This is a genomic window from Dyadobacter sp. UC 10 (genome assembly GCF_008369915.1).
Taxonomy (GTDB): Bacteria; Bacteroidota; Bacteroidia; order Cytophagales; family Spirosomataceae; genus Dyadobacter.
The window spans coordinates 3,023,973-3,046,302 of sequence record NZ_VSRN01000001.1 but is presented as its reverse complement, the minus strand read 5'-3'; the positions used below and the strand labels follow the sequence as shown (position 1 = coordinate 3,046,302).

17 protein-coding genes are annotated in these 22,330 nt (G+C 44.0%); 12 read left to right on the top strand and 5 right to left on the bottom strand.

Annotation, left to right across the window (positions count from 1 at the left end; translation table 11 throughout):
- Positions 1-15: 15 nt before the first annotated feature.
- Both nuoL and FXO21_RS12580 read left to right on the top strand, forming a co-directional pair.
- Positions 16-1,977, top strand: a complete 1,962-nt coding sequence (nuoL, locus tag FXO21_RS12585) for an NADH-quinone oxidoreductase subunit L (protein ID WP_149640400.1) — start codon at positions 16-18, stop codon at positions 1,975-1,977.
- 32 nt (positions 1,978-2,009) lie between these two features.
- A complete protein-coding gene (locus FXO21_RS12580) occupies positions 2,010-3,680 on the top strand; it encodes a complex I subunit 4 family protein (protein ID WP_149640399.1) in 1,671 nt (556 codons plus the stop codon).
- A gap of 1 nt (position 3,681) precedes the next feature.
- Here FXO21_RS12580 and FXO21_RS12575 read toward each other — a convergent pair whose 3' ends face one another.
- Complete coding sequence (locus tag FXO21_RS12575; RefSeq protein ID WP_149640398.1) at positions 3,682-4,092, bottom strand: hypothetical protein; 411 nt, start codon at positions 4,090-4,092, stop codon at positions 3,682-3,684.
- A gap of 144 nt (positions 4,093-4,236) precedes the next feature.
- Entirely contained in the window at positions 4,237-4,485 is a 249-nt protein-coding gene (locus FXO21_RS12570) for a hypothetical protein (RefSeq protein WP_149640397.1), read from the bottom strand.
- A gap of 144 nt (positions 4,486-4,629) precedes the next feature.
- Here FXO21_RS12570 and FXO21_RS12565 point away from each other — a divergent pair, with 144 nt between their 5' ends.
- Positions 4,630-6,267, top strand: coding sequence for an ABC-F family ATP-binding cassette domain-containing protein (locus tag FXO21_RS12565; RefSeq protein ID WP_149640396.1), 1,638 nt, complete (start codon positions 4,630-4,632; stop codon positions 6,265-6,267).
- A 17-nt stretch (positions 6,268-6,284) separates the two neighbouring features.
- On the opposite strand, the gene FXO21_RS12560 is transcribed toward FXO21_RS12565, so the two are convergent.
- A complete protein-coding gene (locus tag FXO21_RS12560; RefSeq protein ID WP_149640395.1) occupies positions 6,285-6,866 on the bottom strand; it encodes a class I SAM-dependent methyltransferase in 582 nt (193 codons plus the stop codon).
- A 165-nt stretch (positions 6,867-7,031) separates the two neighbouring features.
- Here FXO21_RS12560 and FXO21_RS12555 point away from each other — a divergent pair, with 165 nt between their 5' ends.
- The 6 genes from FXO21_RS12555 to FXO21_RS12530 all read left to right on the top strand — a co-directional run bounded on the left by FXO21_RS12555 (position 7,032) and on the right by FXO21_RS12530 (position 11,791).
- Positions 7,032-7,463, top strand: coding sequence for an rRNA adenine methyltransferase (locus FXO21_RS12555; protein ID WP_149640394.1), 432 nt, complete (start codon positions 7,032-7,034; stop codon positions 7,461-7,463).
- A 31-nt stretch (positions 7,464-7,494) separates the two neighbouring features.
- Positions 7,495-8,025 (top strand): Crp/Fnr family transcriptional regulator, encoded by a 531-nt coding sequence (locus FXO21_RS12550; protein WP_149640393.1) that lies wholly within the window; start codon positions 7,495-7,497, stop codon positions 8,023-8,025.
- An 86-nt stretch (positions 8,026-8,111) separates the two neighbouring features.
- Entirely contained in the window at positions 8,112-9,290 is a 1,179-nt protein-coding gene (locus FXO21_RS12545) for an epoxide hydrolase family protein (RefSeq protein WP_149640392.1), read from the top strand.
- A complete protein-coding gene (locus FXO21_RS12540) occupies positions 9,287-10,324 on the top strand; it encodes a winged helix DNA-binding domain-containing protein (RefSeq protein WP_149640391.1) in 1,038 nt (345 codons plus the stop codon). The genes FXO21_RS12545 and FXO21_RS12540 overlap by 4 nt, the downstream gene beginning before the upstream one ends.
- Positions 10,325-10,404: 80 nt before the next feature.
- Positions 10,405-10,764: a lipocalin family protein gene (locus tag FXO21_RS12535; RefSeq protein ID WP_149640390.1), complete on the top strand. Its 360-nt coding sequence runs from the start codon at positions 10,405-10,407 to the stop codon at positions 10,762-10,764.
- A gap of 100 nt (positions 10,765-10,864) precedes the next feature.
- Entirely contained in the window at positions 10,865-11,791 is a 927-nt protein-coding gene (locus tag FXO21_RS12530; RefSeq protein ID WP_149640389.1) for an IS1595 family transposase, read from the top strand.
- 619 nt (positions 11,792-12,410) lie between these two features.
- On the opposite strand, the gene FXO21_RS12520 is transcribed toward FXO21_RS12530, so the two are convergent.
- On the bottom strand, positions 12,411-13,211 hold the full coding sequence (locus FXO21_RS12520) for a hypothetical protein (RefSeq protein WP_149640387.1): 801 nt from the start codon (positions 13,209-13,211) through the stop codon (positions 12,411-12,413).
- Between the two features lie 341 nt (positions 13,212-13,552).
- Positions 13,553-15,325 carry a tetratricopeptide repeat protein gene (locus FXO21_RS12515; protein ID WP_149640386.1) on the bottom strand — a complete coding sequence of 591 codons (1,773 nt, stop codon included), beginning with the start codon at positions 15,323-15,325 and terminating at the stop codon, positions 13,553-13,555.
- Positions 15,326-15,735: 410 nt separating this feature from the next.
- Here FXO21_RS12515 and FXO21_RS12510 point away from each other — a divergent pair, with 410 nt between their 5' ends.
- The 3 genes from FXO21_RS12510 to FXO21_RS12500 all read left to right on the top strand — a co-directional run bounded on the left by FXO21_RS12510 (position 15,736) and on the right by FXO21_RS12500 (position 22,298).
- Positions 15,736-19,605, top strand: a complete 3,870-nt coding sequence (locus tag FXO21_RS12510) for a T9SS type A sorting domain-containing protein (protein ID WP_192579211.1) — start codon at positions 15,736-15,738, stop codon at positions 19,603-19,605.
- Positions 19,606-19,696: 91 nt separating this feature from the next.
- On the top strand, positions 19,697-21,460 hold the full coding sequence (locus tag FXO21_RS12505; protein ID WP_149640384.1) for a choice-of-anchor Q domain-containing protein: 1,764 nt from the start codon (positions 19,697-19,699) through the stop codon (positions 21,458-21,460).
- A gap of 373 nt (positions 21,461-21,833) precedes the next feature.
- Entirely contained in the window at positions 21,834-22,298 is a 465-nt protein-coding gene (locus FXO21_RS12500; RefSeq protein ID WP_149640383.1) for a hypothetical protein, read from the top strand.
- Positions 22,299-22,330: the final 32 nt, after the last annotated feature.

Genomic DNA, 22,330 nt, shown 5'->3' with positions numbered 1-22,330 from the left:
ACGAATTCCAGCCTTATGCCCGATTCTGCGTATTTTTTACCGGCCTGCCTGCTGCTGGGAATACCGTTTCTGACATTCTTTTTTTTATGGCTCGGAGGTAAAAGTTTGAATGGAATTGCTGGCTATGCAGGCACAGCCGCTACAATCGCCGGACTTTTTATCAGCCTTTGGTACGCCGATCCAGCCGCTTTACACATTGTCAAATTCAACTGGCTCGTCATTGGTGACAAAGCAATAGAATTATCCTTCCGCTTTGACACACTTACCTGCATCATGCTTGCTATTGTGCATTTTGTGGCAGCGCTGGTCCAGCTGTACTCCGTTTCTTACATGCACGGCGACAGGAACCTGCATCGGTACTTTGCCTTTCTTCAATTGTTTTTGTTCTCGATGATCGGAATAGTGCTGGCGGGCAGCTTGCTGGTCATGTACATATTCTGGGAGCTTGTCGGTCTTTCTTCTTATCTGCTGATCGGTTTTTGGTATTTCAAAAAAAGGACCGTCTGGGCTGCGCAAAAGGCTTTTGTACTAAACAGGATTGGCGACGCAGCATTTTTGACGGGTATTCTCCTGCTATTCTACTATACCGGTTCTACAGACTTTGAAGTGATTCCGGGTAAACTTTGGGAGCTCTCTCCCGGACTCGTAACAGCGATCGGCCTTTGTCTTTTTGGAGGTTGCATGGGCAAATCAGCCCAATTCCCATTGTCAGGCTGGCTACCAGATGCCATGGAAGGACCTACTCCCGTATCTGCATTGATCCACGCCGCCACCATGGTTGCGGCAGGCATTTTTCTCCTGGCCAGGATCTCGTTCATGCTGACCTTCGAGGCAAGACTAATAATTCTTGCAATAGGGACCATTACCATGCTGACCGGCTCGGTGAAAGCCATCAATGAGTGGGATATTAAAAAAGTACTTGCTTACAGTACGATGTCCCAACTTGGCCTGATGGTTGTGGCTGTGGGATTTGGAAGCTGGCAAACCGCCATGTTCCACCTTGCTACCCATGCTTTTTTTAAAGCCGGATTATTCCTCTCAGCCGGCTCAGTCATTCACGCAGTAACGCCGTCGGAAGATGATACTGCATTTGACCCGCAAAATATGCGGACTATGGGCGGCCTGAAAAAAAGCCTTCCTATTACATTTCTCTGCTTTTCTATCTGCGCAGCGGCACTGGCAGGATTGCCTTTCTTTTCAGGTTTTTTGTCCAAAGACGCAATCATTACCGAGGGATTTATATGGGCCAAAGAAAATGGCCCGCTGGCCTATATTTTCCCGCTTATCGTCATTTTCTCCGCCGGCTTGACTGCCTATTACATGACGCGCCAGGTTTGGCTGGTATTTTTTGGGCAGAAAAGATATGTCGAAACCACATCGGTACATCCGCACGAATCGCCGGTGGTCATGTGGCTGCCGATGGCATTGCTTGCCGTTTTATCCGTATTTGTCTGGTTTTCATTTAACCCATTTAATGCTGGCGGATGGTTTTTACATTTCCTTGGCCCGGCAGAATCTGAACATTTGGTTTGGGTTCCCATTCTCGCAACAGGCACGACGTTGTTATTCATATACCTCGCTTACCGAGAGATCAATAGCCAGAATCCATTTCGCATTCAACCAGCAGCGGCGAAGGCAGGCGCTTTTGAAAAATTAAATGTCAGCTGGCTTCGGGATTACTCGCAGGAGCGCTACTTCATCATACCATTCGCAGCAGTAACGGGGTATCTTAAAAAATTTGAAAAGGGTGCAATAGACTCTTTTATTGAACTGATAGGAAAAGGCAGCGTAGTTGTAGCGCACGTGATCAGCTGGATCGATCGGAATGTAGTCGACGGTGGTGTGAACCTGACTGTTTTTTCAATCCGCTCGGCCGGGAATGCCGCCCGAAGCTTGCAAAACGGAAAAATCCAGTCATATTACCTGGTGACGGTAATGGGCGTATTTTTATTAGTCCTCTGGCTTTTTTTCACCTGATCCGGACAAGGGCCATTTTAAAATAACATTTGATGATTGACCATATACTTTCCTTACTCATAGCAATTCCGATGCTCGGCGCGGCTGCCGTGGCTGTCTGGCCCTCTCAGCATTCCGGGCATTTCAGGATGGTTGCACTCGTCACCCTCATCATCGAAGCGTTACTGTCCGTCCTTCTATTTCTCAATTTTGAAAACAGCAACGCGGCACATCAGCTCGCAGAAACCGTTGACTGGATCACATTACCGATTGGTTCTCTCGGCATTGTTTCCATTGATTACGCCCTTGCAGTCGACGGGATCAGCTTTCCATTGGTTTTGCTGGCAGTGATCGTGCTGCTAGCCGGCGTGGTAAGTTCGTGGGAAATTTCGCAAAAAACACGTGCTTATTTTTCCCTGTACCTGTTACTTTCCGGCAGCGTAGTAGGTTGTTTCCTGGCGCAGGATTTCTTCCTTTTCTACCTGTTCTTCGAATTCATGCTTCTGCCGATGTATTTCCTGATAGGACTTTGGGGCGGCCCGAGAAGGGAGTATGCTGCATTGAAATTCTTTATTTACACATTTTTTGGCTCCCTGCTGATCCTCATCGTGATGATCGGGCTTTATTTGTCGGTTATTGATCCGCTTGAAACGGCCCGGGTTGTAGGCATTATGGGGATGGAGGATGCGATTCATCCCGACCTGATCCCGCAAATTCAGCAGTGGCTTATAGATGGAAAAATCGCTCCGGAGCAGATCGTCCACACATTCCGGTTCCAGTACCTGGCCGATCCGGGCAATTACCTGCCGGGTTCGCTGCTGCATCTGGCTTCGCAATATTTCATCGGGGATATTCCGCTGCGCCTGCTGGCATTCTGGTTCCTGTTTATTGGTTTTGCGGTAAAATTGCCGGTTGTGCCGGTGCATACCTGGCTGCCCGACGCCCACGTAGAGGCTCCCACGCCTATTTCAGTTGTCCTGGCCGGTATTCTGCTCAAAATCGGGGGCTACGGTTTTATCCGGATCGTTGATGGATTTTTTCCGCTGGAAGCGCAGTACAGCGCAATTCCGCTTGCTATTCTGGGGATGATATCGATCGTCTACGGTGGGTTCAATGCACTTGGACAAACTGATTTGAAAAAAATGATCGCCTATTCTTCCGTTTCTCACATGGGATTTGTGCTCCTCGGAATCGCCGCTTTCACTGCCGAGGGTTTAAACGGGGCTATTTATCAAATGGTCAGCCACGGTATCCTTTCGGCAATGCTGTTTTTACTCGCCGGCGTTGTTTACGATCGCACCCACGACCGGAGTATTGACCATTATCGCGGGCTGATCGGGGTAATGCCGCAGTACACGATCATTACCGGAATCGCATTCTTTGCTTCGCTGGGTTTACCCGGGTTTTCGGGTTTTGTAGGCGAACTTTTTACTTTAATGGGTGCATTTCAGTCCGACGCCCTCCCAGCCTGGATACCTGCATTGTCAACCCTTGGTATTGTACTCGCAGCGGCATACTTTCTCTGGACCTACCAGCGTATGTTCTTCGGCTCTTTCTGGTATCGGAACGGCGATGCTTCGGTGCTGACTGACCTGACAGTCCGGGAAAAAACGCTATTGATCCCGCTTGCTTTCCTGGCTGTGCTACTTGGTATCCTACCCGGCATCTTGTTCGATATGACCGGCCCGACGATTGAAGCCTGGCTGAAAGGTTTGAACCGATAAATTACTTCCGAAACAGCTGATCGAGACTGAATCTGCCTTTTTTTGATAAGGCTACCAGTTGCTGCTGCTGTTCGGGCGTGAGTACTTCGATGATCTCATTGCGCTTTTCGTCGGCAAGCATTTTACGGTCACGCCGCTTCGCCCCATCCTTTCGGGCAAGCTTTCTCTCAAACCGCGCATACCTGCGATCGATTTTCCTGAGTTGCTTTTCCTGCCGCTTGCTGAGGTTCAGTTCTGTTGCAAAACGGTCCAAATTCTTTTCAAGCCGCCGGTTATTCAGTTTTGGATTTGCAGCTGGTTCCTCTGTATCAAAACCATCTCTCCTTCCGGCACTTTGGGCACTTACCGAACCCGCTGATCCGGTTAACCATAAAGTCAACGCAAAAAGGTAATACAACGCCACATTTTTCATACGATATCGGGAAAATTAGATATTGATGCATATAACGTGAATAGGCATTGCAGAAATATAAAGCAAGCCCGGGATACAAGCTTGCCCTGATTACAAATTTGGTGTATTGACCAGACTATACCCGATCATGATCAGTTACAGCTCTTAACAACCGGCATACTCCGGCCGGAAAAGCCCATTCAGTGCGGCAATTGTTTTTTCTTCAATCTTTCTGCCGTCTTGCAGTTCAATGTAAGGATTCGGATCGTTTACGTGAATTTCCCTGATAATTCCCTCAGCCCGTTCCAATCCATTGATGTCCAGGATCATTTCCGCTTTTGCTCCACGGTTTTTAATATCTGTCAGCATTTCGATAAAGCTCTCATTTACTGATAATGTCGTGCGTAAGTCCATGTATTTTAGTTGGTTATTTATCTGAAAATCGTTTAAAAGGAACATCAGGTTCTCATTAAAAAAACACCCTCACCTAACAATTAATTCAATGCTGTTGGTCAATAATCGTATCATCGTACCTTTGCGGCTTCAAAAAATGAGAAGATGATTACAGTTGAGAATTTGGCCGTTGAATTTAGCGGATCTGTCCTTTTTAGCGATGTTTCCTTCGTTATTAATCCTACCGATAAAATTGCCCTGATGGGTAAGAATGGAGCGGGGAAATCCACCATGATGAAAATTATTGCGGGTGAACAAAAAGCCAATCGTGGCCATGTTCGCGCGCCCAAAGACGCTGTGATCGCCTATTTGCCCCAACATTTACTCACAGAAGATAATTGCACCGTTTTTGAAGAAGCAGCCAAAGCATTCAAACAGTTTTTTGAAATGCGCGCCGAAATGGAAAAGCTGAATCTCGCGCTCGAAACCCGCACGGATTATGAGAGCGATGAATATATGGCGATCATCGAGCAGGTGACCGAAATAGGTGAAAAATATTACCAGCTGGAAGATGTCAATTATGACGCGGAGGTGGAAAAAGCCTTGAAAGGGTTGGGTTTTAGACCGGAAGATTTTCAGCGGCAAACCAAGGAATTCAGCGGAGGATGGCGCATGCGCATTGAGCTTGCCAAAATACTATTGCAAAAGCCGGACCTCATTTTGCTGGATGAGCCTACCAATCACATTGACATTGAATCGGTGATTTGGCTGGAAGATTTTTTGGTCAATAAATCCAATGCCGTAATGGTCATTTCCCACGACCGCGCCTTCATTGATAACATTACCAACCGCACCATTGAAGTTACTATGGGGCGGATTTTTGACTATAAAGCCAATTATTCACATTACCTGGTGCTGCGAGAAGAGCGCAGGTCACATCAGCTCAAAGCCTACCAGGAACAACAGAAAATGATTGCTGATAACATGCAATTCATCGAACGCTTCCGCGGCACATATTCCAAAACCAACCAGGTTTCCTCCCGCGAACGCATGCTGGAAAAACTCGAAATCATTGAAATTGACGAAATCGATAATTCAGCCCTGAAACTACGCTTTCCACCTTCGCCACGGTCAGGCGACTATCCGGTTACTGTGAAAGATGTTTCAAAATCCTACGGGGACCAGGTTGTGTTCAAAAATGCGAGCATGACCATTTCGAGGGGCGAAAAGGTTTCCTTTGTGGGTCGGAACGGTGAGGGTAAATCGACAATGATCAAGGCGATCATGGGACAGATCGATGTCGAAGGGACCTGCCAGCTGGGGCACAATGTAAAAGTCGGCTATTTTGCCCAAAACCAGGCGTCCTTATTAGACCCTAACCGGACCATTTTCCAGACAGTGGACGAGGTCGCAGAAGGCGATGTAAGGACCCAGATCAAGAATATTCTGGGCGCCTTCATGTTTCAGGGCGAGGATATTGATAAGAAAGTAAGTGTATTATCCGGCGGAGAAAAAACGCGGCTTGCGATGGTGAAGCTCCTCCTGGAACCTGTAAACCTGTTGATTCTCGATGAGCCTACAAACCACCTCGATTTGAAGTCGAAGGATGTTTTAAAAGAAGCACTCAGAAACTTTGATGGTACATTGGTACTAGTCTCTCACGACCGTGATTTTTTACAAGGGTTGTCACAGAAGGTGTTTGAGTTTAAGGATAAACGTGTGATTGAGCATTTCGAGACGATTGATGCGTTTCTGGAGCGGAATAGGATAAAGAGTATTGCCGATTTGCAGCTGGCGCGGTAAAGTTTTAGAGCCAGAGCTTAAAGCTTCTCTGCATGATAGTAATGGTTCTCCCCCTCATCTTCAAACTCTTCAATAACCAAAAGCCCCGACGCAGCCAGTAACTTTTTGTAGTTGTCCGCCCCAAGCGATACCGATTCTATTTCAGTAATGGCATCGTCCCATTTCATGCTTCGGGAAGGAGCGGTAAATAAAAGTCTCCCGCCGGTGGACAGCGCATTTGCCATTTTTTGAATCACAATTTCCTGTGTTTCTACCGGCAGCAGGAACATTAGTCCCCAGGCAATGATGGCATCGAACTGCCGGTTGAAAAACAAAGAATCTTCTGCTGCCTCACAGGCGACTGGACTATTTGGAAAATTTTGCCTGAAGATTTGAACCATCGAAGGCGACGCATCCATCCCATAAACGGTCAAACCTTCATCCACCAATACCTTCGAAATCGGGTCGCCGATGCCACAACCTATATCCAGCACCGTCGCATCCGGAGGCAGCGACCTTGCCCAGTAGCGGACTGATGCCGCGCCGACGCCGTCGACGCCCTTCGACCGACAGCGAATGAATGTCGCCAAGTTATCCTCGTATCCGTTTGATTTGTCCATCTGACGTCTTGATATATTTTTAGGTGCTAATATATTATGGATGAACTAAATCATGCTGGATATCCGTCAAAATGTCGCCTGGGCTCCCTCATCAAAATTTTCTACCTTAGATCACTGCCCTGCTTCAAATAACTGTTTGTCCAAAACCATTTATTCGCATTCTTTATGTTCTTTGATCCGGAAAACCATGTTGTAAAGCTATGCGCGGAGGGAATAACATTTGAAGGTGAGCCTGAAAAGGCTGGTTTATATTATCTAATGGCGTGGGAAGCGGCAACCAATAATGAAGAACGATTCATCGCCGCTCACTACGTTGCCCGGATACAGCCCAGCGCTTTGGAAAAGCTAAAGTGGGATCAAATCGCTTTGACGGAAGCATTGAGCGTGGATAAAGAATATCTTAAGGCCGCATATCCTTCTTTGTATTTGAATCTTGGTAAATGCCATGAAGACTTGTCTAACTTCGAAGCTGCCACTGAACACTATCAACAAGGCTTAACATTTAGTGATTATCTCAAAGATGACGGGTACGGCAAAATGGTAAAAATGAGGCTTGAAAGCGGGCTAAAACGGGTTTCACCGAAAACTTCCACTTAACCAATACGGGAATAAATCAATGAGTAGCCAAATGACGAGTATACAGCTGGAATGGCAAAAATTCAGCCATTTGTTCACACGGGAAGAGGTTCCGGCAAGGACGGTTTTGCTCAAAGAAGGAGACGTAGCCAGGAAAATTTATTTCATAGAAAAAGGTTGCTTTCGGCTTTCTTTCAATAATGATGGTAAGGATATTACTTTTCAATTTTTCTTTGAGAATGAAGGTATTTCGTCTGCTGAGAGTTTCCGGTACGATCAACCAAGCCTCTATTCGATCGAAAGCCTGGAACCATCCATTGTACACACCCTCACCAAAACAGATTATTTTAAGATCATTGAAAACTCATTATTAATCAAGCAAAACATAGAAGAACAGCTTATTCAACGACTTCTATACATTGAAAAACTATTTCTTTCAAGAATAAAAAACAGTCCTGAAGAGCGATATCAGGAATTATTGGAGCAATATCCTCAAATCCTTCAAAGAGTGCCCCAACATTACATCGCTTCCTTTCTCGGCATAACGCCTGTCTCTTTGAGCAGGATCAGAAACCGGCGATAGTATTTATTAACAATTGTTATCGTCTCAAAAATGGGTGGTGACGAATTTTGTTCAACAATAATTTAAAACAACAAAATTCTCAGACCATGCAAAACTTCAAAATTCAAATTTCTGACAGCGATATTAACTACCTCACTCAAAGACTTGCAAATACCCGTTGGCCTAGTTCAATGCTCGATAATAGCTGGGAAAAGGGCGTTCCGTTGACGTATTTAAAGAAAATAGCAGACTATTGGCAAAACAAATTTGACTGGAAAAAACAGGAGGCAATCCTTAATCAGTTTCCGCAGTTTATCTCGGAAATTGATGGTCAAAATATCCATTATTTGCATATTAAATCTCCTAAGTCAAACGCCATGCCGCTGATGCTTGTTCATGGCTGGCCGGGTTCGTTTGCAGATTTTATCAAGGTTATCGAGCCGCTTACCAATCCGCAAGCTGAGGAGCAGATTGCTTTTGATTTGATTATTCCTTCTATCCCGGGTTTTGGTTTTTCAACGCCGGTAAAAGATAAAGGTTGGAATATGATTAGAATAGCAAATGCATTCACAACATTGATGAAGGAACTGGGTTATGAAAAATTTGCCGTTCATGGTGGCGATATGGGTGCTGGCATTGTTGGTATCATGTCGGGCATTGCGGCATATAGTTTGATTGGTACCCATATCAATTCAGATTTTTTTGCTGTTGCCGGGCTTGGCATGTTTCCTTCCGATCATTCATTTTTTACAAATGAGGAAAACGTAAGTTTGGAACGAATGAAACAATATAAGAAAGATGGAACAGCATATTTAGAAATCCAGTCGACAAGACCAAATACCATCGGCTTTGCATTGTCGGATAGTCCAATCGGGCAATTGGCCTGGATACTTGAAAAGTATAAAGAATGGTCAGATGAAGACAAAATCCTACCAGAAGATGCTATTGAGATTGATCAGATTTTAACGAATGTTTCGCTATACTGGTTCAACCAATTAGGCGCGTCCAGTGCGGAGATCCTTGCGGAAAATATGACTATGGCTTTCGATTGGGGCAGTGATAATTCGCAGGAAGCCAATCAATGGAACCCGCCAAAAGTCCGATCGGCGATGGCTTGTTTTGGGAGAAAAGAAGATGAATCTTTATTGAAGAAACTAGCTTCATTCATGGGCGAACCGGATAGATGGACTTTTTATGACAAAGGCTGCCATTTCCCGGCCATGGAAGTACCTGGCTTGCTGGTGAACGATATCAGAGACTTTTTTTCAGGCCTCATAAATAAATGAATAGAAGAGAAATCATACAGCAACGCTTGTTTAATCAAGGTTTGTCAGCTAATCGTTTTGAAAATCCGGATGAAGTTGTAGCTCATTTTGGAGCGGTACAGGCACAAGATTTTTCAATGGCACTTTGGGCTTTGGGTTTACGCATAATAAATCCAGGGCGAAGTGCTATTGAAAATCTGATCAATTCCGGCGAAATTATCCGAACCCATGTTTTGCGACCTACCTGGCATCTGGTACATCAAAAAGATATCCGGTGGATGCTCGAACTTTCGGCACCCCACGTGAAAAGAGCAACGCAGTATGTTGATAAGAAAGAGGGGTTGACAGATGAACTGTTCTTAAAAGCATGGAAGCTAATTGAGCGGAAATTTGGAGAGGTCGACGATCTCACCAAAGAGGATATCATGATTTGCCTGGCGCAGGGAAATACCACGGTTGGTAACCTGCTGGCAGCACAAATTATTATCAGGGCCGAATTGGAAATGCTTTTATGTAACGGGGCGAAAAAAGGAACGTATGCGCTGTTTGAGAAAAGGGTACCCCGAACTGGCCAGATTTCAAGATCTGAGGCAATAACCAAACTTGCGCAGTTATATTTTAAATCACGGGGACCTGCGACTCTAAAAGATTTTGCCTGGTGGAGCGGTTTGAGTATGACTGATTCGAAATTTGGTATTGCTGAATTAGGCAAACAACTTATCCATTTTAAATTGAGTAATTTGGAATATTATCATTTTGAAATGAAAGATAGCATTCCCCAAAAAACTACCTTTGCTTTATTACCGTGCTATGACGAATACACAGTAGGTTATTCAGAAGGAAGAGATATAGCTTTACCGTCGGATTTTGATAACTCAAAAATTGGTAATGGTATTTTCAAACCAATAATTTTATCGCAAAATGAGATTGTCGGGACTTGGAGAAAAAGCAAAGAGAAACCTTTTGTTGAAACTCATACATTTTCAGACAGTACCGAAAGTATGGAATTGAATATCAATAAATATGTGGAAAAAGTTTGCAAATTCTACGGGTAGATTTAGTGTATTAATCGAATTTTCAACAAATTACCTACTTGAAGGCGTAGATTCAAATCAGTACAATTCATAAAATATAAATGAAAACAAATTACATAAAATTTACTTTACTATTGTTTGTATTAGCTTCTTGCTCAAATGGTTTGACGAAAATTCCTTCCGGAAAGAAAATAGATAACAGACTGGTAGGAGTCTGGACAGGATCGGAGCAAGATCAGCAAATAGAAGGCGCTCAAAAAATGTGGGAGATGACAAGGAACAATGATGGTACCTTCTTACTTAATTTTAAAATTATTACCAAAGGCGAATCTGATGAACATACTGAGACGGGAAACTGGTGGGTAAAAAATGGCAAATTTTATGAATTTCATGAAGACTCCGGTGAAACAGATATTTACAAATATGAAGTACTGGACGAAAATCGGATAAAATTTAGGTAATGATATACTTAACTGACCCAAAATAATTGAAAAATATCGTGTTAAATATTTGGTAGTCAGATTATTATATTGTATATTTACTCAACAATCAGATAAAAACATGCCAGCTAAATCTAAGACGCCGAAATTAACATTTACTTCGCTCGACGCTAAATTCCCAAATGAATTGGCTTGCAAAAAGTATTTGGCCGGTCTTCGCTGGAATGGTGAACCTGTTTGTCAACATTGCGGACATAAGAAATCGTACCAATTCTCTAATGGTGACTTCAAATGTGCAAAATGTCGGAAAAAATATACCGTGAGAACAGGTACTATTTTCGAAGATAGTAAAATATTGCTGATCAAATGGTTTAAGGCGTCTTTCGTAATGACCGCTCACAAAAAGGGAATTTCGTCACATCAACTTGCGAAGGATATTGATGTGACTCAAAAAACCGCATGGTTTATATTGCATCGTTTGAAGTTCGCTCTTAAATCTAAGTCCTTTGAAAAGCCACTTGATGGTATAGTTGAAACAGATGAAACTTACTTTGGTGGAGCAGAAAAGAATAAACATGTAGCAAAAAAGACCCAAGGAGCACAAGGACGGTGCACAAAAAGCAAAACTCCTATCTTCGGAATGGTAGAAAGAGGTGGTAAACTTGTTGCAATGACTGTAAAAAACACTTCATCCAAGACACTTCAACCAATCATAAAGGAACACGTTGCGGTTGGTGCTAAACTTATGACTGATGAATGGACTGCGTATGTAGGACTAAGCAAACACTTCTCGCATTCCTTCATACGTCACGGACAAGGTCAGTATGTAAACGGAGAAGTGCACACAAACACTATCGAAGGGTTTTGGTCTTTATTTAAACGTGGAGTAAACGGCATTAACCATTGGGTAAGTGTTAAACACCTAGATCAATATGTAGGAGAGTATGCTTTCCGCTATAACACTCGCAAAGCTAATGATGGACAACGTTTCGAGGTGGTAATGGCTAATTTAGACGGAAGGTTGACTTACAAGGAGCTAATCGCGTGAGGCTGTTTTTAAGATGGATTCTTGCAAGGGAATGTTTTAGTGCCTTACTTTGTAAGAGTAAATAGTGAAAAGAAGGTGCTTATGTAAATAATTGTGTATGGATAAGCGCAATAAGAAGACGGTAGAAGAAGTTAAGACTGAGACAATACAAGAAGTTTCGTTTGCTGAGTTTGAGAGAACAATGAAGAAGATTGTAAAGTCAAAGCCAGAAAATAAATTAAGCAATAAGAAATAGCAAAACGGGTTGCGCCATCTAAGACTGCAACCCGTTCCGGCATTCGTGTTTTATTTACGCTTTATGCATATTTTAAAAACACGCCCCTTGCGGGGAAATACTTTCCGGCCTTTGACGGTAATCCAAGGTCGGTAAATGTACTCAATGCAATCGTCGTCCTTCCTAGGCATAGTGATTGTATTCAGAGTGAAACAGATAGTTGTCCCGAACGTTACGGCGTGGGAACTATCGCCGATTACCTGCCAAAAGTTAGTCTGACCACTAACCTTTGCGATAGTAACGTGGAGATAGAGGGGTTCGAACCCTCGCGGTAGTGAATGACAAGTCCCTGCGCGCACCATGCTATCCCCGAACAAAAAGCACCCACACGAGGTGCTTTTTGTGTTATTGAAACAAACCTAATTTACTACGTGCATCTTCATTGCTTGGTGAACCCGCAGGTTCATCTTCAAGCTCTTCTTGATCTTCAACTATTTCCTCACTATCAACTTCTTTTCTTTCGTGTCCAGGTTTAACTGTTCCATCTTCATTGAACCAGTCGATGATCCCGTAAAGGTTCGCTCCACTATCATCTTTAATCTTTCCAAGTTGTTCAAGTTCTCCTGATAACCTTATAAGACTGTTTGTAATACTCGAATAACTGGTGCCAGGTCTCCAATCGTTGATTAACTTGACTATCTCTCCTGTCGTGAGTAACACACCTTGTTCTTTTATCACGTTAAACACTTGCCCTTGTGTACCTCTTTGTCTTTTTGGTTTTGCGTTCCCACCAGTAGCATCTCCTCTCACCTCCTCTCCCGCGTGTTCTGTATTAGGTACGCTATCATTAACAACACCTTCTTCTATTTGAGTGTTTTCTGGTTGTGATTCTAGAGTCTCTGCATCTACCAGTCTTCTATTATCTACTACATCAACTTCGTTTCGGTTATTCCTTAGATGTATTCTTGGTACATATTCAACTAGCGTATCTTTAACTTCCACACCAATTGTATTTAGAAGATCAATGTAAGTTTTAGCGTCAGCATATGATAGCTGGCATGATACAAATTTGGCAATAACTTCATCCTCAGCAAGTTGTAGTTGATTTACCTCTGACCTATACTTACCTACGGCCATATTATAACTTGCTTCAAAAGACTTTGCTGCCGCTTCTACAAGTTTCTTGTCAAGATTTACAAGTTCCATTTCTTTGAGATTATTGATCACACACAAATGTAATTTCTTTATACAACAAAAACAATAGAGGTAGACACACTATTTTTTTGACAAACAAATTATCCAGTAAAATATATAGTAGCCCCTACACAAAGCCGTTTGAATAGACAAAAATAAAGGCTATCCCGCATGAGATAACCTTTAATATAAGTACTTAGCAAAACAACTATTAGATTAATTTATTTTGGGTCAGTTAAGTATATCATTACCAAAATTTATTTCAAAACAGATCAAAATTGAAATGAATACTGAAAATTATGAATTCATCGACACAAGAAAATAATGACTTAGGGTAGGCTGAAAGCAGCTGACTAAAGGTGCATTTTTTTCCGAAGCCGGTATCTGGCCTTCCTGACCGATTCTTTCGATATTCCAAGCATCCACGCGATTTGAGAGGTGGATACATTCATTTTTTCTAGCGCGTAAAGTCGTTCTTCCGCAACAGTAAGGTCTCCGTAGTTCAACTTAAGCTGGTCCAGCTCTCCGGTGAATGCCTGATTGAAGCGCTTTCTGAAATCATTCCAGTCATCCGGCGTGAGCAGCTTTATGTTGGCCAACTGGTTCATCAAATCGTCGAGTTGCTGGTTTTCCGGATCCGGGAGCTTTCGGAGCTCGTCAATTTGTGAGCGAAATGATTCGACCAGATCACTTTTTTCTTTCAAATGTTGCATATATTCTCCCAATTCAACATTTGCCTGGATCAGTTTTGTCTCCGTTTTTTCCTGTAATGCAAGCTGTATCTTCCGTTCCTTTTCGGCGATCAGGCGGTCCTTCGAATGCTTCAACCTCAGCAGATAATAAAGCAGCGACAGAATGACTGCAAGCAGCCCCACCATCCCAATGATGAATTGTAAGCGCGTACGAATCCTTTCTTTGTCGGCTTTCTGCTCTGAAATATCAGCCAGTTGCTGCTGTATTTTCAAGCGATCCTCAGCCAGCTTTGTCTCTGTTTTGTTGTAAATCAGGTTGGTTTCGTTGCTGAGACGGGTCAGGCTATCGAGGTAATTGTACGCCATGGCCATATTACCCCGGGTTTTGTGATAATCATGAAAAACCCGATAATAATTAAGGTAAAAATGCTTGTCTCGCTGGTGTTTCCACATAGGCTCGCCATTGCCAACCGAAGCATTCAACTGCTCACTGATCTTCAGATAACGTAAAACACTATCCTGTTGTCCAAACTTTTGCCAAATAGACGCGATACCGATTGCGGTATTCCGTGCCATGGTCCGGTGGCGACTTTTGGACTGGTTGTTCAAATATTCCTGCATCATCATATTCAGGGCTTCACGGTAGCGACCCTGTTTCAGATAAACCTTGCCCAGGTTACCTATCGCAATATAAGGCCATGTGGTATTGCCAATGGAAATCGCAATTTCCCGGGTACGCTTAAAGAAATAGATGGTGCTATCGAGTTGGTTGAGATTTTGGTACGCGATTGCAAGCGTATTATAGCGCTGAACATCAAGATTCTCGTTATAAGGCGGAAGGCTGATAGCAATCCGCATGAGCTGTACGACCTTTGAATAATTGTGAAAATAAAGATTATTGATAGCCATGACGTGCAGATACTTACCCATTTCAGGGATTTTATCAAATCCCACTGCTTCAAACAGCTCCAGTGCTTTGGCATGATGGTAAAATGCTTCGCCATACTGTTTCTGGTCGTACCGCTGGCAACCAATATAATAGTGGCAAACAGCCGTATATCTTTGATCATCACTTTTTTCGAAATATGTTCTCGCGGAGTCAAACTCAGCAATAATGTCGTTGGGGGTTAATGCTGACTGAAAACCTCTTTTTGTGATCTGGTAAAATCTGACATGACTTGATAATAGCTGATCATTCCACAGGGTTGCTTTCTGGCTTAGTTTTTCCAAACGATAGCCAACACCTGCTATTGATACTTTTGATTCCCTGAGACTATCTACATAGCGGGAAGTTCTGATGACACGACCGGACGGAAGTGTGCTGGCGAGTTCACGAATTACCGTTTCGAATTCATCGGGTTGTTGAGCGGTAGAGACATTTTGAAAGAAAAGACATAAAAACAAAAGGAGTACTAAAACAAAATATTGATTCATAATCTGGTAACTGCCGCCGGAAATAAACGGTAAATACTGTTGAGTACTTCTACAAATAAAGTCTACAACGCTTCTACTTGCCAGAAGTGCATCTATTTTGTCTCGACGAATGGGGTGAGTGCATATACCTACGATCGGTACGATAAATAGTGTGTGACATATTGTTGACGCATTGTCACAGATGATTCCTCAGCGGATGAGTAGCATGCTCTTTCATAAAATCGCCATTTAGAGCCATTCAGGCAGCATTTTACCTGTGTCCACGCTTTTGTCCATGCCCGTTTTTAGCCATCACCAGAAAAGAGATCTACATTCGAAACCGTAAAATTAGTTGTATCCATCACTCAACGCGGTTGTTTGTTTCCCATCACATTGCTATGAAAAAAAAATCGTCCAAACTGAAATTTTTGATGAAAAGAACATTTACTCAATTACTATTCGCTGTTTTCCTGAGTCTGCTCACATCGCATGTGAGTATCGCTGCAAGACCAAATTTTGCTGAGGAACCGTTTAGCTGTAATGATGGAATTGCCTACCAGACTATCAATTCCACGGCAAATACTACATCAGGACTTCACGGGTTTGATGTTACCACAGGCGTTAAAACCCTGATCGCAACTTTACCTTTTCACGTGAATGGTTTAATATACAATTCTGTGGATAATATGTTATGGGCTTTTCAAACGGGTACTAATAACATTGTAAGGATCGATAAAACAGGAGGGACTACATCGTATCCGATACAAAATCTGCCATCAGGACTGAACCCGAACGTGGGTGCTGAGCTACCTGGTGGCTATTTGCTTTTGTATAGTATCAACACCTCCGATTATTATGTTGTTGATGTTAACCCCAGTCGTGCGACTTACTTGCAACTGGTAGATCCAACTGCGGGATTTGTGGTTAAAACAGGTCCGGACTACGGGACAGCGATGAGTAGTTCGCTCACCGTATCTGATTTAGCCTTTGTATCAAAAGATCAACTTTGTTACGGTATTACACGAGATTCTCAAATTGCAACACTTGATCCTTTCACTGGTAATGTGGTGATTGGGGCCGCAGTTAATGGATTGCCGTCATCTGGTAACTATGGGGCCATATTTAGTGATGTGTCGGGGAAAATATACGTATTTCACAACGGTATGGGATCCTTTTCAATGGTGGATCCTGCAACCAACGTTGCTTCTCTGATTTCAACAAGTGATCCATCAGGTAATAATGACGGAGCAAGTTGTGCCAATACAACGCTGGTCGATCTTCCGTTTACTTGTAACGACGGAATCGCATACCAGACCATCAATTCTATTCCGACCAGTACGTCAGCACTTCACGGCTTCGACGTTGCTACTGGGGCTAAGACCCTGATCGCAACCTTGCCGTATATACTGAATGGTTTGATTTACAGTTCTGTGGACAATATGTTATGGGCTTTCAGAACGGGAACCAATAACGTTGTAAGGATCGACAGAGAAGGTGGATCAATATCATATCCCATTGTCGGCTTGCCGTCAGGACTTAATGTGGGTGCTGAGCTGCCCACTGGCTATATGCTTTTGTATAATAATAACGGTACTCATTACTATGTCGTAGATGTCGATGCCAGTCGTCCGACGTATCTGCAAATGGTGGATCCAACGGCGGGGTTTGCGCTTCAAACGGGTCCGGTTTATGGAACAGCGATCAGTACTCCGCTTTCGATCTCGGATATAGCTTTTGTATCCAAAGATCAACTTTGTTACGGAATTACGACGAGTGGCCAGATTGCCACGCTAGATCCTTTTACCGGGAATGCGGTAGTAGGAGCCACAGTCAGCGGGTTGTCGGGATCGGATAGTTATGGTGCCGTATTTAGTGATGTTTCAGGCAGAATATATGCGTTCCAGAATAGTACAGGCTCTTTTTATCTCGTGCATCCTTCCACCAACTCTGCTTCTCTGATTTCAACGAGTGCTGCGTCAGGTAATAATGATGGTGCAAGTTGCGCTGCTACAAGTCTGGCAGATCTTCCATTTACCTGTGAAGACGGTATTACCTACCAGGTTGCAGGCGGCAGTTCGAACTCTTCACTTTATGCATTTGATGTAGTAACAGGCACTCGTACGTTAATTGCGACATTGCCATATCCTGTAAATGGATTGATATACAATTCAGTGGATAATATGCTGTGGGGCTACATGAATGGCACCAATAGTATTGTCAGGATCGACCGGGAAGGAGGAGTATCTGCACACACAATCGCGAACCTACCGAGTGGGTTTAACATTGGTACGGAGCTTCCCAATGGCTATATGATGCTGTCTACCACTAACAATGCTAATTATTATGTTGTAGATCTTGATCCAAGTCGTGCGACATATCTTCAATTGGTTGATCCGACGGCCGGGTTTGCACTCAAAACAGGTCCGGATTATGGTACTGCAGTAAGCGCCCCGCTTAATATCTCGGATATCGCTTTTGTGTCCAGCACGCAGCTAAGTTATGGTATCACGACGGATGCCAGGTTAGCTTCGCTGAATCCTTTCACCGGTAGTGTCGTGGTTTCAGAAACATCCATAACCGGCTTGCCAGGTGGAAGTTACGGAGCAGTAGTTAGCGATGTTACAGGACGTTTGTATTCCTTCCAAAATAGTACCGGCGCGCATTACAGGATAAATATTGCGACGAACTCGGCCACTTTAATCTCAACGAGTACGCCATCAGGTAATAATGACGGAGCAAGTTGCGCTAGTACGCTTATGGAAAATCTTCCATTCACCTGCAATGACGGCACAACATACCAGGTTGCCGCTGCTGGTGGTAACCCCTCCTCGCTCTACGCATTTAATGTGTCCAGTGGAGATCGCACGCTAATCGCGCCAATGCCGTTTACATTGAATGGTTTGGTTTACAATTCAGCTGATGATATGCTGTGGGCGTACGTCAATACTAATAACTCAAACAGAATTGTGCGGATCGACCGCGACGGAGGTGTAGTTACACATACAATAGCGAATTTACCGAGTGGGTTTAACATTGGTGTTGAGCTTCCTAATGGCTATATGATGCTCACTTCCAGCACGAATGCTTATTATTATGTTGTAGATATTGATGCAACCCGTTCTACCTATCTTCAACTAGTGGATCCCACGGCTGGTTTTGTACTTAAAACGGGCCCCGATTATGGTACCGCAGTGAGTACTCCGCTAAATGTCTCGGATATTGCTTTTGTGTCAAGTGAGCAGCTGTGTTATGGTATTACGCTTGATGCCAGGCTAGCTTCGCTGAATCCCTTTACCGGTAATGTGGTGGTTTCGGAAACACCAATAAATGGATTACCAAATGCAGGCTACGGAGCTGTTGTTACCGATGCCAGCGGAAATTTATATGCTTTCAACAATACCACCGGAGGTTTTTATAAGATAGATGTAGCAGGTAATACAGCTAATCTAATCAACACGTTTACTCCTTCCGGCAGCAATGACGGCGCCAATTGCTCGACAGTGACACTGTGCGATGTTCCATATGCACCGGTCGTATCGCAAAACACTGTCTTATTGATATGCCCTGTCGTCACTGCGGATCTGACTGCGCTTGTAACGAGCACTACCCCACCGGAAAGCACGCTGGCTTTTTACACCAGTGCAACACCTTCCGATGCATCACTGGTGAGTGATCCTACCAAGGCAACTGAAGGAACTTACTATGCAGTTTATAGCAATGCGGGATGTGCATTAAGCACGAAGATCACAGTAACAGGCTGCTCATTGCCTGTAACGCTGATTTCATTCACATTAACAAAGGAAGAGTCCGGATCACGTGGTACTGCACTTTTAAACTGGTCAACGACGGAAGAAACCAATAGCGAATCATTCCAGATCGAACGCAGCGAGGACGGGAAATCATGGAAACAGATTGGTACATTACCTGCTCATGGTGAAAGCAGTGTTTTGAAAAATTATGAGTTTATAGATTCTGCCCCGCTAAAAGGAGGCAATTATTATAGATTGAAAATGGTTGACAGGGACGGCACTTTCGCTTACAGCAGGATCCAGTTTGGTGAGTTTGCAAAAGCAAATGATCCCATTTACCCTAACCCAGCCAGCCAGAACCTTTTCTTTACAAACTATAAAGAGATCAAGGGTGTGGCAATTTATAATTCGATAGGGGTGAAAGTCCTGAATGTCCAAACAATTTCATCCGCAGGACTGAATGTTAGTAATCTTTCCCAGGGAATATATGTCGCTGTACTCACACTGATTGACGGTTCTACCCAAGCACAGAAGGTAGTCATTGTCAGGTAACGCAGATGATCCGGGTGGCAGTTGTACTGTTGCCTGGATCATTCCCATATGTTTTTTACCCTCAAAAGCCTGCAACGAATTCCCAGTGGCTATGCGACTTCTCTTTTTACTTACCCTCCTTCTGTTTTCCAAACACAACGCGCACGCCATTATCCGGTATGTAAAACCGGGTGGCTCGGGCACTCAGACCGGCGCCAGCTGGGCCAATGCATCTGCTGATCTGCAACTGATGATCAATGAGTCTTCGGACACAGAGGTTGACGAGATATACGTTGCAGAAGGAACGTATATTCCTAACCGGCCGGCAACCGACCTGAGTACGATAAATCCGACGAACAGAAACAATGCATTCACCTTCACGAAAAACGTCCGGGTGTTTGGCGGCTTTCCGGCGACGGGTGATCCGGCATTTTCGGATCGGGCACCGGGCACCTATAAAACCATTTTAAGTGGAAATATAGGAGATGCGGGAAACAGGAATGACAATGCCTACCATGTAGTAATCACTGCGGGAACGAACATTACGCAGGCATTTGTCATGGATGGTTTTACAATTTCCGATGGGGTCTTGCATTTTAGTACTCCTGGTTTCTATTTAAATGACAGCTATATCTTTGGGCCGAATGGTGCAGGCTGGCATAATAACAGGGCCAGTCCTACATTTCGGAATATTATAATTACCAATAATACGGCTCAAAGTGGCAGTTTTGGTTATGGACTTGGGTTTTATAATGATTTCGGAAACCCTGCATTGCTCAACGTTGTGATTAGCAATAACGGAGGAAGTTCAAGTGTTGGCGGGGGCGGCTATACCAGATCCGGGCATCCTGTACTTACGAATGTTGTGGTGCATGGCAATGTTGCCAATTCAGGCAGCGCGTGGTATAATCAAAATAGCAATACTACTTTCAACAATGTCACCATTGCCGGAAATTCCGCAACTGATCAGGGAGCGATCTATGTTTACGGCGGGAACCTGACATTCAACAATAGCATTGTTGCGTACAATGAAGCTGTGAGAAAGCCAGGTATATACACCAACAATGTGTTTCCATCAACACTGAACATCAATTACAGCCTGGTCCAGGGAGAGGCGGGCGGTAGTGTCGATAATCTGGACGGGACGGTTGATCCGAAATTTGTAAATCCCGTATCAGCAGGCGCTGTCCCAACTGCTTCGGGTGACTATAGACTGAAAGCGACAAGTCCGTGTATCAATATAGGTAATGACGCATTGTTACCTTCCGGGGTATCCACGGATCTGGATGGCCGGCAGCGCATTACGGCCGGTGGGGTGGATATGGGAGCCTACGAATATGACGCCACATTACCGGTCAACATCACACGATTCGCTGCCCAGGTTTCAGGATGTAATGCGCGGTTGACATGGAAAGCTGAACAAGAAGAAAAAATGAGTCACTATGAAATCGAAACCTCTGTGAACGGCCGTGAATTCAGTTTTTCTGGCAGGGTCCTTTCTTTAAATGAACCGGGACGTATTTATCATTTTGACCTGATGCAACAGAAAGGCACGCAATATTACCGGCTCAAAGCGGTAGAAGCGGAGGGTACATTTGATTATTCACGTATTCTTGCTGTCTCAGTCAAATGTGCTGAAACTCCGTCTATCACGCTATTTCCAAATCCGGCAGCCAGCGAGCTAAACATTAAGGGAGGCTCGGAAGGGCAATACATCCGGCTCGTAGACGTGAGCGGAGCGAGCTCTTTGAAACAAGAAATTTCTGGGAGTGAAATGAAAATAGATGTCGGGCACTATCCCCCAGGGATCTACAATGCCATGATCTTCTCTAAATCCGGGAATCCGTTGGTAACATTAAAGTTTGCCATACAATAGGGAACAGATAGCTTTGACACGCTCTTTTAGTTACCCATTCAGCGCCGGCTGACGCAATCTCAGGCAGATTTTCCGTATATCGTCTGTTGTCACGGCTCTCGGGGATCATCCGAATCGCTCAAAAATCTCCACGATCTGGTTCTCCATCACCCGGGTATTCTGATTGATCAAGCTGAAAAGTCAGCTATTTTGATCTGAAAGTACTTTGTAAGGGCTCGAAAAAATGGGGGAAGAAGCCCAGAGATTGGAGGACTGTTGGCGACAGTCCTTTTTTCATTTCGTCGACAGTTCACGACTTTCTGTCGACGGTCAGAACAAAAAGATCATTTCCCGGATTATCATCTCAAAATGATTCATTCATCACAAGTACAACATGCCGGGCAAGACGATCATAAGCAGCGACTGGTACGCTGATCAGCAACTCATTATCACACAAATCAGTGGTGACGTAGCAAAACAGGATGTGTTAAATTGGGAGCAAACGCTAAATGCTGCCCTGGACCGAGTGGCAGATTCGGGCGTTTTCAAGATCTTCATAAACCTAAATGGTTTTAATGCAGTGGACCTGGATGTGCACAGATATTTTCGCAGTATTATCCCGCTCACGCTTGCACGTTACGGCTGGACAGTCGGCTACGTGGCAATGTTTCCCGAGGATGCCGAAAAGATGGTCATCACCAGGAACAGGAATATCCAATGCATCGCAGCGGCACATTGCCACCAGGATTCAACAAAAATGGAGAAATATGAATCATTGTACAGCAGTGACATTGAGCACTTTTTTACCGACGCCGCAGTAGCAGAGTCGTGGATACGGGTGGCCAAAAGTATTTACTGAGCCACAAAAAAGCCCTGATATTCAAAACCTTT

Coding starts and splice junctions, on each gene's coding strand:
- nuoL (WP_149640400.1), top strand. CDS start 16: ATGCCCGATTCTGCGTATTTTTTACCGGCCTGCCTGCTGCTGGGAATA.
- FXO21_RS12580 (WP_149640399.1), top strand. CDS start 2,010: ATGATTGACCATATACTTTCCTTACTCATAGCAATTCCGATGCTCGGC.
- FXO21_RS12575 (WP_149640398.1), bottom strand. CDS start 4,092: ATGAAAAATGTGGCGTTGTATTACCTTTTTGCGTTGACTTTATGGTTA.
- FXO21_RS12570 (WP_149640397.1), bottom strand. CDS start 4,485: ATGGACTTACGCACGACATTATCAGTAAATGAGAGCTTTATCGAAATG.
- FXO21_RS12565 (WP_149640396.1), top strand. CDS start 4,630: ATGATTACAGTTGAGAATTTGGCCGTTGAATTTAGCGGATCTGTCCTT.
- FXO21_RS12560 (WP_149640395.1), bottom strand. CDS start 6,866: ATGGACAAATCAAACGGATACGAGGATAACTTGGCGACATTCATTCGC.
- FXO21_RS12555 (WP_149640394.1), top strand. CDS start 7,032: ATGTTCTTTGATCCGGAAAACCATGTTGTAAAGCTATGCGCGGAGGGA.
- FXO21_RS12550 (WP_149640393.1), top strand. CDS start 7,495: ATGACGAGTATACAGCTGGAATGGCAAAAATTCAGCCATTTGTTCACA.
- FXO21_RS12545 (WP_149640392.1), top strand. CDS start 8,112: ATGCAAAACTTCAAAATTCAAATTTCTGACAGCGATATTAACTACCTC.
- FXO21_RS12540 (WP_149640391.1), top strand. CDS start 9,287: ATGAATAGAAGAGAAATCATACAGCAACGCTTGTTTAATCAAGGTTTG.
- FXO21_RS12535 (WP_149640390.1), top strand. CDS start 10,405: ATGAAAACAAATTACATAAAATTTACTTTACTATTGTTTGTATTAGCT.
- FXO21_RS12530 (WP_149640389.1), top strand. CDS start 10,865: ATGCCAGCTAAATCTAAGACGCCGAAATTAACATTTACTTCGCTCGAC.
- FXO21_RS12520 (WP_149640387.1), bottom strand. CDS start 13,211: ATGGAACTTGTAAATCTTGACAAGAAACTTGTAGAAGCGGCAGCAAAG.
- FXO21_RS12515 (WP_149640386.1), bottom strand. CDS start 15,325: ATGAATCAATATTTTGTTTTAGTACTCCTTTTGTTTTTATGTCTTTTC.
- FXO21_RS12510 (WP_192579211.1), top strand. CDS start 15,736: ATGAAAAGAACATTTACTCAATTACTATTCGCTGTTTTCCTGAGTCTG.
- FXO21_RS12505 (WP_149640384.1), top strand. CDS start 19,697: ATGCGACTTCTCTTTTTACTTACCCTCCTTCTGTTTTCCAAACACAAC.
- FXO21_RS12500 (WP_149640383.1), top strand. CDS start 21,834: ATGCCGGGCAAGACGATCATAAGCAGCGACTGGTACGCTGATCAGCAA.